The sequence below is a fragment of the Pseudomonas mediterranea CFBP 5447 genome, assembly GCF_000774145.1.
GTDB lineage: Bacteria > Pseudomonadota > Gammaproteobacteria > Pseudomonadales > Pseudomonadaceae > Aquipseudomonas > Aquipseudomonas mediterranea.
The window spans coordinates 46,583-59,130 of the sequence record NZ_KN322982.1 but is presented as its reverse complement, the minus strand read 5'-3'; the positions used below and the strand labels follow the sequence as shown (position 1 = coordinate 59,130).

General features: G+C 62.3%; 8 protein-coding genes. 5 read left to right on the top strand and 3 right to left on the bottom strand.

Annotation, left to right across the window (positions count from 1 at the left end):
• Nucleotides 1–251 precede the first annotated feature (251 nt).
• The 5 genes from N005_RS04490 (at nucleotide 252) to N005_RS04470 (ending at nucleotide 9,736) form a co-directional block, all read left to right on the top strand.
• Nucleotides 252–2,702 carry a glycogen/starch/alpha-glucan phosphorylase gene (locus tag N005_RS04490; protein ID WP_047699796.1) on the top strand — a complete coding sequence of 817 codons (2,451 nt, stop codon included), beginning with the start codon at nucleotides 252–254 and terminating at the stop codon, nucleotides 2,700–2,702.
• Nucleotides 2,703–2,909: 207 nt separating this feature from the next.
• Nucleotides 2,910–6,545 carry a DUF2339 domain-containing protein gene (locus N005_RS04485; RefSeq protein ID WP_047699792.1) on the top strand — a complete coding sequence of 1,212 codons (3,636 nt, stop codon included), beginning with the start codon at nucleotides 2,910–2,912 and terminating at the stop codon, nucleotides 6,543–6,545.
• Nucleotides 6,542–7,912, top strand: coding sequence for a DUF3999 domain-containing protein (locus N005_RS04480; RefSeq protein ID WP_047699790.1), 1,371 nt, complete (start codon nucleotides 6,542–6,544; stop codon nucleotides 7,910–7,912). The genes N005_RS04485 and N005_RS04480 overlap by 4 nt, the downstream gene beginning before the upstream one ends.
• A 213-nt stretch (nucleotides 7,913–8,125) precedes the next feature.
• Nucleotides 8,126–9,136: a class 1 fructose-bisphosphatase gene (locus tag N005_RS04475; protein ID WP_024778079.1), complete on the top strand. Its 1,011-nt coding sequence runs from the start codon at nucleotides 8,126–8,128 to the stop codon at nucleotides 9,134–9,136.
• A gap of 3 nt (nucleotides 9,137–9,139) precedes the next feature.
• A complete protein-coding gene (locus tag N005_RS04470; protein WP_047699788.1) occupies nucleotides 9,140–9,736 on the top strand; it encodes a DUF924 family protein in 597 nt (198 codons plus the stop codon).
• Nucleotides 9,737–9,740: 4 nt separating this feature from the next.
• Here N005_RS04470 and N005_RS04465 read toward each other — a convergent pair whose 3' ends face one another.
• The 3 genes from N005_RS04465 to N005_RS04455 all read right to left on the bottom strand — a co-directional run bounded on the left by N005_RS04465 (nucleotide 9,741) and on the right by N005_RS04455 (nucleotide 12,352).
• Nucleotides 9,741–10,079 (bottom strand): type II toxin-antitoxin system RelE/ParE family toxin, encoded by a 339-nt coding sequence (locus tag N005_RS04465; protein WP_047699786.1) that lies wholly within the window; start codon nucleotides 10,077–10,079, stop codon nucleotides 9,741–9,743.
• The gene (locus tag N005_RS04460) at nucleotides 10,076–10,348 is read right to left on the bottom strand and encodes a type II toxin-antitoxin system Phd/YefM family antitoxin (RefSeq protein ID WP_047699785.1); all 273 of its coding nucleotides are present in this window, start codon (nucleotides 10,346–10,348) and stop codon (nucleotides 10,076–10,078) included. The genes N005_RS04465 and N005_RS04460 overlap by 4 nt, the downstream gene beginning before the upstream one ends.
• 111 nt (nucleotides 10,349–10,459) lie before the next feature.
• Entirely contained in the window at nucleotides 10,460–12,352 is a 1,893-nt protein-coding gene (locus tag N005_RS04455; protein WP_197678632.1) for a methyl-accepting chemotaxis protein, read from the bottom strand.
• Nucleotides 12,353–12,548 lie beyond the last annotated feature (196 nt).

Here is a 12,548-nt window from a genome sequence, read left to right as displayed (position 1 = left end):
GGTATACCGGCATGCATCAGGGCGCGCGATCATACCGGGACTGGTGAAATTTTGAACGACCATCCGCCGGTTTTTTTTCGTTCCGGCAAAACCCTTCCTTGAACGGCATGGGCCCTGCATTCATTCGTCCATCGGCAATTTCCTGGCGGCAATTCTCCGGCATCGGGGGAAAAACCACCGAACCAAGAGCCTTCGCCATCTGTCAGACCGTCTAGGCTCAGACAATTCCATGCTCGTTCGAGGTCTTATTCATGACTCAAGAACCACTTGTTCGCGAAGCCGAAGTGGCCGCATTTCGCGACGCTGTGTTGACCAAACTCACTTACGCCGTCGGCAAGGACCCGGATCATGCGTTTGATCACGATTGGTTCGAAGCCATTGCCCTTGCAGCCCGCGACCACATGGTCGAACACTGGATGGATCACACGCGACAGATCTATCGCAAGGGCCAGAAGCGGGTCTACTACCTCTCCCTGGAATTCCTCATCGGGCGCTTGCTCTACGACAGCCTGAGCAACCTCGGTCTGCTGGACACTGCTCGCGAAGCCCTGACCGAACTGGGCGTGGACCTGGAGCGCATCCGCCTGCTCGAGCCCGACGCGGCGTTGGGCAACGGTGGCCTCGGTCGGTTGGCGGCGTGCTTCATGGAGAGCATGTCGACCCTCGGCATCGCCGGCCATGGCTACGGCATTCGTTACGAGCACGGCCTGTTTCGCCAGGCGATCGTCGATGGCTGGCAGCAGGAGCAGACCGAGCACTGGTTGGATTTCGGCAACCCGTGGGAGTTCGAACGGCCTGAAGTGGTCTACCCGATCGGCTTCGGCGGTAGCGTCGAGACCGTCACCGATGAGACTGGCAAAACCCGCCAGGTCTGGTCTCCGGGTGAAACCGTGCGGGCCATTGCCTATGACACCCCGGTGGTGGGTTGGCGAGGAGCCAGCGTGAACACCCTGCGCCTGTGGCGCGCCCGGGCCGTGGAAGACCTGCACCTGGAACGCTTCAATGCCGGCGACCACCTCGGTGCCGTGGCCGAGGTCGCCCGGGCCGAAAGTATTTCCCGTGTGCTCTACCCGGCCGACAGCACCGAAGCCGGTCAGGAACTGCGCCTGCGCCAGGAGTATTTCTTCGTCGCCGCCTCGTTGCAGGACCTGCTGCGCCGCCATCGCAACATGCACACCTCGGTACTGACCCTGGGCGACCATGCGGCGATCCAGCTCAACGACACCCACCCGTCCATCGCCGTGGCCGAGCTGATGCGTCAACTGGTGGACGTCTACGACGTGGCCTGGGACGCCGCCTGGCAGATCACCCAGGATACGCTGTCGTACACCAACCACACGTTGCTGCCCGAAGCCCTGGAAACCTGGCCGGTGGGGTTGATGGAGCGCATGCTGCCGCGCCACATGCAGATCATCTACCTGATCAACGCCCAGCACATCGATTCGCTGCGGGCCAAGGGGGTGCACGATTTCGACGTGCTGCGCTCGGTGTCGCTGATCGAAGAAGACAACGGCCGACGGGTGCGCATGGGCAACCTGGCGTTCCTCGGCTCCCACAGCGTCAACGGGGTGTCCGGGTTGCACACGCAACTGATGCGCAGCACGGTGTTCTCGGAACTGCACAAGCTCTACCCGGAGCGGATCAACAACAAGACCAACGGCGTCACCTTCCGCCGCTGGTTGTTCCAGGCCAACTCGGAACTGACCTCGATGATGGTCGATGCCCTGGGCCCGAGCGTACTCGACAACCCTGAGGAACGCCTGATCGAGCTGGAGCCGTTCGCCGACAAGCAGGCCTTCCGCAAACTGTTCGCCGAACAGCGGCTGCACAGCAAGAAAGCCCTGGCCTACCTGATCCATGAACGCTTGGGCATTGCCGTGAACCCGGCGGCGATGTTCGACGTGCAGGTCAAGCGGATCCACGAGTACAAGCGCCAGCTGCTCAACCTGATGCACACCGTGGCGCTGTACCAGGCGATTCGTGCCGAGCCGGAAGTGGACTGGGTGCCGCGGGTGAAAATCTTCGCCGGCAAGGCCGCCGCCAGTTATCACCAGGCCAAGCTGATCATCAAGCTCACCAACGATATCGCCCGGGTGGTGAACAACGACCCGACCGTGCGCGGCCTGCTCAAAGTGGTGTTCCTGCCCAACTACAACGTCAGCCTGGCCGAAAGCATTATCCCGGCGGCGGACTTGTCGGAGCAGATCTCCACGGCCGGTTTCGAAGCGTCGGGCACCAGCAACATGAAGTTCGGCCTCAACGGCGCATTGACCATCGGCACCATGGACGGCGCCAACGTGGAAATGCATGAGCGGGTGGGGGGTGAGCACATGTTCATCTTCGGCCTGACGGCCGAGCAGGTGGAAGCGCGCAAGCGCAACGGTGAATTCAGCGCCGCACCGGACATCGCCGCGTCCCATCGCCTCAGCGATGTGTTGCAGGCGATTCGTGGCGGGGTGTTCTCCCCGGACGATCCGATGCGCTATACCGGCCTGGTGGATTCGCTGGTGGACTATGACCGCTTCCTGGTCTGCGCCGATTTCGACGCCTACTGGAATGCCCAGGCCAAGGTCGAAGAGCGGTGGCACGATTCCAAGCAGTGGTGGCGGTCGGCAGTGCTCAACACGGCACGCATGGGCTGGTTCTCCTCTGACCGGACCATCCGCGAATATGCCACCGACATCTGGAAAGCGCTGGAATAGCATCTGTAAGAAATGTGAGCGAAGCCCAACGGCAAGTGGGCTTCGTCGATATACTGAGCGCCAGTTTCGCCGGGCTGTGTGGCCGGATTCAGAGTGGAAGCCCTTATGACCCATGTGGGAGTGGGTTCTGTGGGGGTTCCACTAGACTGAGCCAGACACCGCAGCACCCCGGTCATGCCCGCAATGGGCCGCTCAGGGATATCAACCATGCAATGGATTTTGACGCTGTTGGGCCTGGCAATCGGCTGGGTGGTGGACGAGTCATTCGCCGATGCGCTGATAGGCGCATTGTCGGGGCTCGGCATCGCTCTGGTCTTGCGACTGCGCCGTCTCGGGGCCCAGGCCGATAAACAGCAGAGTCTGCTCGAAGCGACCCAGCAAAACCTGCTGACGCTGGAGGCACGTCTTGCCGTGCTTGAGCGCGGTACGGTGTCGGCGCCGAGCGCGCCGGTGTCCGCACCCGTACCCGTGATCGTCGTGGCCCAGGCCCCGCAGCCCGAAGCCCGGAGCGAGGCAGAACCAGAGCCCGAGCCGGAGTTGGTCTGGGAGCTACCGCCTGACCTGGCGCCGGCCCCCGCGATGGCCACGCAAGCCAGCCAACCGCTACCCGACGATATCTGGACCCCCGCACCCGCCTCCTCCCGGCGCGAGGCCCGTGCAGCCGAGCCGCTGGAGCCGATGGTCACACCGCCTGCCCCTCGCGGCCCCGGCTTCATCGAGCGTGCCGTGGCCGCTGCGCGCAACTGGCTGTTCGGTGGCAATACCGTATTGCGGGTCGGTGTGCTGTTGCTGTTCCTCGGCCTGGCGTTTCTATTGCGCTATGCCACCGAAGGCATGGTGGTGCCGATCGAACTGCGTTACGCCGGTGTCGCGGCCAGTGCGTTGGGCCTGCTGGGCCTGGGCTGGTGGCTGCGCCGGCGCAACAACAGTTATGCGCTGATGCTCCAGGGCACCGGCATTGCCGTGTTGTACCTGACGGTGTTCGCTGCCATGCGCCTGCACCCGCTGCTCGATTCGAAGGCCGCGTTGGGGTTGCTGGTGGCGGTCACGGTGTTCTCGGCGATCCTGGCGGTGACCCAGAATGCTCTGGGGCTGGCGGCTGCCGCGGCCCTGGGCGGCTTTGCCGCGCCGATCCTGACCTCCACCGGCAGCGGTAACCATGTCGCGCTGTTCAGCTATTTCATCCTGCTCAATACCGGCATCCTCGCGATTGCCTGGTTCAAGGCCTGGCGCCTGCTTAACCTGATCGGTTTTGTTGGCACCTTCGGTATCGGCATCGCCTGGGGCCTGCGTTCGTATTCCCCGGAACTGTTCTTCAGCACCGAGCCGTTCCTGATTGTCTTCTTCCTCATGTACCTGGCGATTGGCTTGTTGTTCACTCGGCGCAAACTGCTGGAGCTGAGCGACGGCCCCGAGGATGACAGCCGTGAAGCACTGCTGCGCTGGTCGGCGCGCAAGGGCGATTATGTGGACGGCACGATGCTGTTCGGCCCGCCGCTGGTGGGCTTCGGCTTGCAGCTCACGCTGGTGATGTTCCTGGACCTGGCCGCGGCATTCAGTGCCCTGGCCCTGGGCATGATCTACATGGGGCTGGCCCGTGTGTTGATGAAGGGCCGTGCCCTGTTGCTGGCCGAAACCTGCCTGGCGCTGGGGGTGATTTTTACCAGCCTGGCGATTCCCCTGGGCCTCGATGCCCGTTGGACCACGGCGGCATGGGCGGTGGAAGGCGCGGGGATTTTCTGGCTGGGCCTGCGTCAGCAGCGACCATTGGCGCGTGCGTTTGCCTTGTTGCTGCAGCTGGGCGCGGCGCGGGCTTTCTTCGGCGAGTTGCAGATCGGCCAGAGCAGCCTGCTCGAGGGCGCACCATTGGGGGCGTTGATGCTTGGCGTCGCCTTGCTGTTCAGCTTCTATCAACTGCGCAAGGCACCGCCCGAGCACACCGCGAGTTGGGAGCGCCAGGTGTTGCCGGTGCTGGCTGTGCTGGGTCTGGGCTCGCTCTATCTGCTGGCGCCGCTGTTTTTCTTCACCCACGGCACGGCTATCGCCTGGGCGTTGGCCGGGCTGGCGACGCTGTTCGTCGGCCTGCGCCTGCAATCGCGCGCCTTCCTGTTCACGGCGTTCGGCGTGCAGCTGCTGGGGGGCGCGCTGTTCCTGATGCGCTTGCGCGGCGCTGAAGGGGATTCGGCTGCGGTGTTCGCCGCCGGCTGGAGCGGCTTGCTCAGTGCCTCGTTGATCGGCCTGGCCTTGGTCGGCGGCATGTTACTGGCCGCTCGCGACGAAATGGTGCGCAACGACGTTCGGTTGCTGCGTGGTTTGTCGGTGGTGTTGCTGGCGGGGCTGGCCTTGATCAACCTCGCTGTGCTGTTCGTCCTGCCCTGGCAAACGGCCAGCGGCGTATGGGCCGCCAGTGGCCTGTTGATCATCTGGCTGAGCCTGTACCTGAAACAACGCATGAGCTTCGTGTTCGGCCTGCTCCTGCAACTGCTGGGCGGTGCGGCATTCCTGGTGGCGGGACCGGCCTTGCTGGGACCGCTCGACGGCGAGGGGCTGCGGCCATTGGCCCACAGTGGTTTCTGGACGCCGATGGTGCTGGGACTGGCGGCACTGGTGGGGGCGTGGCGACTGCAGCGAGGCCATCCGGCGGCGGTATTCGAGGCCCTGGGCTTGCAACGTTTGTCCGAGCTGCTGTTGATCTGGGGCGCCGGTTGGTGGGCACTGACCTGGGTCAGCGAAGTGCTGCGCTTCGCACCGGTCCATCTGCAGGGCAGCTTGTTGCTGATTGTCGCGGCGCTCAGTGTCGCGGCGTGGACGATTCTGGCGCTGCGTTTGCGGTGGCCAGCGCTCGGCTTGCTGTGCACTTTGTTGATTCCTGCGGCGGGCGGTGTGCTGGTCGCGACCTGGCACAGCCGTTACCACCCGGCGGCGGATTTCGGCTGGCTGGCCTGGCTGATCCTGTTCGGTGTGCATTTCCTGTCGCTCAAGCGCTTGGCTTCGATGCTCCCGGACCCGGTCCGCAGTACCGCCCATGTGCTGGGTTGCTGGTTGTTGATCGGCGTGCTGGCGCTGGAGCTGCGTTATGGCCTGCTGCTGTTGTCCGAGCAATACAACGCCTGGCGTTGGCTGGGTTGGGCGATCCTGCCGAGCCTGTACCTGGTGCTGATGGCCGCACCGCGGGCCTGGCCGTGGCCGGTGTCGGCCCAGCCGCGGGAGTACCGCGTCTACGCGGCGGCGCCCCTGGCCGTGTTGATGCTGGGGTGGTTCTGGCTGGCCAACACCTTCAGCAATGGTGTCGCCGAGCCGCTGCCGTATGTGCCGCTGCTCAACCCGTTGGAACTGGGCTTGCTGTTTGCCTTGTTCGGTGTCTACGTATGGGCGCGCAGCGCGCTGGCGCAGTTGGCGATCCGTTGGGCCCATGCCGAACACGTCGCCCAGTTGGTCGCCGGGGTCTCGCTGTTCGCATTCTTCACCGCCCTGGTGATGCGCAGCGCGCACCATTGGCTGGACGTGCCGTTCGAGCTCGATGCGCTGCTCGAATCCATGTTCGTGCAGGCCGGGTTGTCCCTGGTCTGGACCCTGATCGCCCTGGGCCTGATGATCGGCGGACACCTGCGGCATCGCCGCGAGGTATGGCTGGTCGGTGCCGCGCTGATTGCCGTGGTGGTGGCCAAGCTGTTCTTTGTCGAATTGAGTAACCGCGGTGGCCTGGCGCGGATCGTGTCGTTTATCGGCGTGGGTGTATTGCTGCTGGTGGTGGGCTACTTCGCACCGCTGCCGCCCAAACGTCCGGAAACGGTTGCGGAGACCGAGCCGCCGATGCCTGTCAGTGAGGGAGTGTCATCTTGAGTCGCAAGTTGAGTCGGATCGGCCTGGGAGTGGTCGGGTTGTGGGTGGCATTGTCGGCTACGGCCCAGGAAAAACCGGCGGACTTCGCCCACCAGGTGCCGTTGACCTTGAGTGGCGAAGGACCGTGGTATCGCCTGCCATTGCCACTGGAGGTCCAGCTGCAGGCGCGGCAGACCGACCTGAGCGACCTGCGGGTCTTCAACGCGGCCGGGCAGCCCCAGGCCTATGCGCTGGTCCGCGAGACAGCGCAGAGCCGGGAACAGCGCACCGTCACCGACGTGAAATGGTTCCCGTTGTACAACGCGGCCGATGACAACGAGCGCGCGCCCAGCGTACGGGTGCAGTCGAACGCCAACGGCACGCTGGTGGAAGTCCAGCCGGCCAGTCGGCTCGAGGCGGGGGAAGAAGAGTTGCGCGGCTGGCTGCTGGATGCCAGCGCGATCAAGGCGCCCTTGCAGCAGTTGATCCTCGACTGGACCAGCGAACGCGACGGCTTCCAGCGGTTTACCATCGAGGCCAGCGACGACCTGCAGAACTGGCAGGCCTGGGGCGAAGGCCAGGTGGCACGCCTGACCTTCGCCGATGAGCGGGTCGAGCAGCATGAAGTGAACCTGCCGGGGCAGTCGGCGCGTTACCTGCGGTTGTTGTGGGATTCGCCGTCTTCCGCGCCGGTGCTGACTTCAGCCCAGTTGCAGAGCGCCAGCCGCGAAAGCCTGCCGTTGCCGCTGGCCTGGTCGCAGCCGTTGGCCGGCAGCACCGCGAAGGCCGGCGAATACACCTGGCAATTGCCCATGGGCCTGAATATCGAGGAAGTGCAGGTCGAGCTGAGCCAGGCCAACAGCCTGGCACCGGTGACCCTGGCCGGGCGTCGTGAGAGCAGTCATCCGTGGCAACCGATGGGCAGTGGCTTGTTGTACCGGTTGACCCAGAATGGCCAGGACGTGGTGCAGAACCAACTGCAGTTGTCCGGCCAGACCGTCCAGCAATTGAAGCTGACGGTGGACGAGCGCGGCGGTGGCCTTGGTACCGAAGCGCCGGCCCTGCGCTTTGCCGTGCGCCCGACCCAAGTGGTGTTTCTCGCGCGTGGCGAAGGGCCCTACAGCCTGGCGCTGGGTAGCGCGACGGTGAAGGCGGCCAGCCTGCCACTGACGACGCTGGTGCCCGATTACCGTCCTTCGCGCCTGGCGACCCTGGGGGCGGCGACGGTGAATGGGCCTACGACTTCAACGCCGGCGGCCGAAACCGCGCCGGCCGTCGTCGGGACCAACTGGAAGAAAATCGGCCTGTGGGCGGTGCTGGTGCTCAGCGTGTTGTTCCTCGGCTCGATGGCGTTCAGTCTGCTGCGCAAGCCGCCGGTCAAATCCTGAAGGCGGGTGCTTCGCGCCCATCGCGAGCAGGCTCGCTCCCCCATTGGATTGCGTTTCCCCTGACAGAATCCGATCAAGTGTGGGAGCGAGCCTGTTCGCGATGACGCCACTCTGTGAACTCAATCCGCCATTCCCCGTCTCATAGGAGGAATTAAGTCCCGACACGCGCTAAACTGCGCTGGTTTTTCCGCCCCCTATTCTTCGGAGCCGTCCATGTCTCGCGTTACCTTGAGTCGCTATTTGATTGAGCAGACCCGCAGCAACAATACCCCTGCCGATCTGCGCTTTTTGATCGAAGTGGTGGCGCGTGCCTGTAAGGAAATCAGCCACGCCGTATCCAAAGGCGCGCTGGGTGGTGTCCTGGGCAGCATGGGCACCGAAAACGTGCAAGGCGAAGTGCAGAAGAAACTCGACGTGATCTCCAACGAGATCCTGCTCGAAGCCAACGAGTGGGGCGGTCACCTGGCCGGCATGGCGTCCGAGGAAATGGACAATGCCTACCAGATCCCGGGCAAATACCCCAAGGGTGCCTACCTGCTGGTATTCGACCCCCTGGACGGTTCGTCGAACATCGACATCAACGCCCCGGTCGGCACCATCTTCTCGGTATTGCGTTGCCCGAACGAGTACCTGAGCCAGAACGAAGCCCTGAACGAAAAGGCCTTCCTGCAGCCAGGCACCCAACAAGTGGCCGCCGGCTATGCCATCTACGGTCCGCAGACCATGTTGGTGCTGACCCTGGGCGACGGCGTCAAGGGTTTCACCCTGGACCGTGAAATGGGCAGCTTCGTGCTGACCCACGAGAACATCACCATTCCTGAAACCACCCAGGAATTCGCCATCAACATGTCCAACCAGCGCCACTGGGAAGCCCCGGTACAGCGCTACGTCGGCGAATTGCTGGCCGGTGAAGAAGGCCCGTTGAAAAAGAACTACAACATGCGCTGGGTGGCCGCGATGGTTGCCGACGTCCACCGCATCCTGAACCGCGGCGGCCTGTTCATGTACCCACGCGACAGCCGCGAGCCGACCAAGCCGGGCAAACTGCGCCTGATGTACGAAGCCAACCCGATGTCGTTCCTGGTGGAACAGGCCGGCGGCGCTTCCACCGATGGTCACCAGCGCATCCTCGACATCAAGCCTGAAGGCCTGCACCAGCGCGTGGCGGTGTTCCTCGGTTCGAAGGAAGAAGTGGCCCGCGCCACGGCCTACCACAAGGAATAAATCATGGCCGAGCCTTGGCAGCCGTTGCTCGATTGGTGGTTTGGTTCAGCCGAGACACCGGACGAAATAGCGGCTGAAAAGAACAAGCTGTGGTTCGGCAAACACCATGATCGCCAGGCGCGCGAGCGTTTTGGCGATCAGGTCGATCAGGCTCTGGCCGGTGGATTGACCGACTGGGCGCAACACCCGGAAGGTTGGCTGGCCCTGGTGATATTGCTCGACCAGTTCCCGCGGATGATCTTTCGCGACACACCCAAGGCTTTCTCCGGCGATCTTCGCGCCCAAGCGTTGGTGGCCCAGGGGCTGGCGGCGGGTTTCGACCGGCAGCTCAAACCCATCCAGCGCGTATTCATCTATCTGGTGCTCGAACACTGCGAAAACCTCGCCGTGCAGAACGAGGCCGTGTCTCGTTTTATCGACCTGGTGCGAGAGCAGCCGGAAGCGGATCGGGCGGTGTTCGAAAGCAACCTGGACTATGCCGAACGGCATCAGAAAATCATTGCCCGGTTTGGACGATTTCCCCATCGCAATGGGGTGTTGGGGCGGGAGTCTACGGCTGAGGAAGTGGAGTTCTTGAAGGGGCCTGGATCGCGATTTTAGCGACCTACGGATTGTTATTGCTTCGAAGCAATCGTTTCATAAGCAAAGCAGGGAGATTCTTGCGGCTATCGGCGATGATGTGGATATAGATTGTTTGGCTTCTCACCTCATAAATAATCCGATTCATACCTGAAAGAATTTGCCGATACTGACCGAGATTCAGCCTTTCGATTTCTTGCGGAATTGATCCAGCATAAGGCTGTGTTGTCAGATGGCGAATCGCTGTTTTCAGGCTGGCATAGGTGTTTTGCCACGTTTGGAAAGAAAACCGTTCGATCAGATAAAGGCGAAGCTCTTTAAGATCCATTTCAGCTGATTGAAGAATGACAACCTTTAAACTCATTGAAGGTCGGTCCTGTCCAGGTCTGCGAAGACCTCTTCGGCCTCACGAAACTGACCTTTTTCAATTTCCTGGTTCCCCATAGCCAGCAGCTTTAACAGAGCCATCGTATCTTCTTGCTCTTCAAAGCTTTTCACATCCATGACCACCAGTTTGGCTTCTCCATTCTGGGTAATGATCAGCGGCTCCCTGCTTTCGGTGATGGTCTTGACGATTTCGGCGGTGTTGCTCTTCAAGTAACTGATGGGTTTGATTTGGGATGACAGCTTCATGGGCATGAGTCTCGACGGGTTGAGTGAGACTGAGTTTAGTCTTAATTCAGTCTCACGTCAGGCTGAACTGATCGGTGCGCTTTACACCGCCACCGTCGGCCCGCAAGAGCACTAGATCCGGAAGCTGCCCACCAACTGCTTCAACCGCGCCGCCTGCTGTTCGAGGTCGGTACAGGCCCGCAACGTGGCTTGCAGGTTTTCCACACCTTCCTGGTTCAGCGTGTTGATCTCGCTGATGTCGACGTTGATCGACTCCACCACGGCGGTCTGTTCTTCGGTGGCGGTGGCCACGGACTGGTTCATGCCGTCGATTTCGCCGATGCGCTGGGTCACGCTGCCCAGGCGCTCGCCGGCCTGGTTGGCGATGCCGACGCTGCTTTCGCTCTGGCGCTGGCTGTCGGTCATGGTCAGCACCGCTTCCCGTGCGCCGACTTGCAACTCTTCGATCATTTTCTGCACTTGCTGCGCCGAATCCTGGGTGCGGTGGGCCAGGTTGCGCACTTCATCGGCTACCACGGCAAATCCGCGCCCGGCTTCACCCGCGCGGGCTGCTTCGATGGCTGCGTTGAGGGCGAGCAGGTTGGTCTGCTGGGAAATGCTGGTGATGACTTCGAGGATCTGGCCGATGTTCACCGTGTTGCTGTTCAGGGTTTCGATGTTGCCGCACGAATCGCTGATCTTGGCCGACAGCTGCTGCATGGCAGCGATGGTCTTATCCACCACCTGCTGACCGTCTTCGGCCAGGTTTCGGGCTTCGCTGGAGTGTTGCGAAGCGAGGGCGGCGTTCTGGGCGATTTCCTGGGCAGCGGCGCCGAGCTGGTTGATGGCCGCCGCTACGCTGCTGGTGCGCGAGGCTTGCTGGTCGGAATTGAACATCGATGAGTTGGAGGCGCTGACCACGCGTAGCGCCACTTCGTTGACCTGGCCGGTGGCCGAGGCCACTTCACGGATCGAGGTGTGGATGCGCTCGACGAAACGGTTGAAGGAGGTACCCAGGGCGCCGAATTCATCCTGGCCGTGGATGGTCAGGCGGCGGGTCAGGTCGCCTTCACCTTCGGCGATGTCGTGCATCGCACGGCCCATGGTCAGCAACGGTTGCATCAGCACGCGGATCAACATGCCCAGCAGGGCGATGATGAAGACCACGGCAATGATCATGGCGATCAGCGCCGAGGTACGGAACTCGCTGAGCATGGCCAGCGCGGTGTCCTTGTCGAGCACCAGTGCCACGTACCAGTCTGCGCCTGGCACGCCATTGACCCGGGTGAAGGAGATGAACTGGGTCTTGCCGTCGAGTTCGACTTCCTTCATGCCCGGGCTGACTTGAGGGGCACCGTTGGGGTAGGCCTCGGCCAGGGTCTTGAGGATACGTTTACTGTCGGGATGGATCAGGATCTTGCCATCGGCGCTGACGATGAATGCATGGCCGTGGCCGCCGAAGTTCAGCGAGTTGATGATGGCGCTGACGCTCGACAGGTCGATGTCCGCACCCGCCACGCCGATCATCTGGTTCTGACGTTGTACCGGGGTCGCGACGGTGATCACCAGTTTGCCCGACGAGGCGGCAATGTAGGGTTCGGTGACAATGGTTTGCTGTGCGCTGTTGGCGGCCTTGTACCAGCCACGGGCGCGAGGGTCGTAGTCGGGCGCGCGATTACCGGCCGGCACCGAGAACATCACGCCGTCGACGCCACCGAAGTAGCTGAGCTGGAAGTTGCCGGTATAGGCGGGCAGGTCGATGGCCCGCTTGAGGCTGGCAGCGCTGTTGCCGTCGATGGCGATCTGCTGGGCCAGGGATTGCAGCAACTGGATACGCCCTTCGACCCACGTCTGAATGTTACGGCTGGTCAGGTTGCCGAGTTCCTGCATGGACGTTTCGGTGCTGTTGTGCAGGCTTTGACGCTGACGGTAGTCGTTGAACAGGATGAAACAGGCGAACGCAACGGCTACCACAAGGGCTGCGGCCAGCAGGATTTTGTGGCTGAATTTCATGTTTCTGGTCATTAAGAGCGCTACCGCATAGGAGCTGGTCAGGAAGGGGCGTCAATTTGCCATAAGGCAGGGTTTCGCGCTGTTCTTTTTATCGGCCCGCAACCGCCAGAGTTCAGGCGCCAGAGCGGCAAACCCGACGAAATGCACGACGCTGTCACAAACTGCTTGATTTACCGACGAACTACCCACTTTTACCCCAATAAATACC

What these genes read in the sequence shown, in the direction of transcription:
- N005_RS04490 (WP_047699796.1), top strand. Translation starts at nt 252, where the DNA reads ATGACTCAAGAACCACTTGTTCGCGAAGCCGAAGTGGCCGCATTTCGC.
- N005_RS04485 (WP_047699792.1), top strand. Translation starts at nt 2,910, where the DNA reads ATGCAATGGATTTTGACGCTGTTGGGCCTGGCAATCGGCTGGGTGGTG.
- N005_RS04475 (WP_024778079.1), top strand. Translation starts at nt 8,126, where the DNA reads ATGTCTCGCGTTACCTTGAGTCGCTATTTGATTGAGCAGACCCGCAGC.
- N005_RS04470 (WP_047699788.1), top strand. Translation starts at nt 9,140, where the DNA reads ATGGCCGAGCCTTGGCAGCCGTTGCTCGATTGGTGGTTTGGTTCAGCC.
- N005_RS04465 (WP_047699786.1), bottom strand. Translation starts at nt 10,079, where the DNA reads ATGAGTTTAAAGGTTGTCATTCTTCAATCAGCTGAAATGGATCTTAAA.
- N005_RS04460 (WP_047699785.1), bottom strand. Translation starts at nt 10,348, where the DNA reads ATGAAGCTGTCATCCCAAATCAAACCCATCAGTTACTTGAAGAGCAAC.
- N005_RS04455 (WP_197678632.1), bottom strand. Translation starts at nt 12,352, where the DNA reads ATGACCAGAAACATGAAATTCAGCCACAAAATCCTGCTGGCCGCAGCC.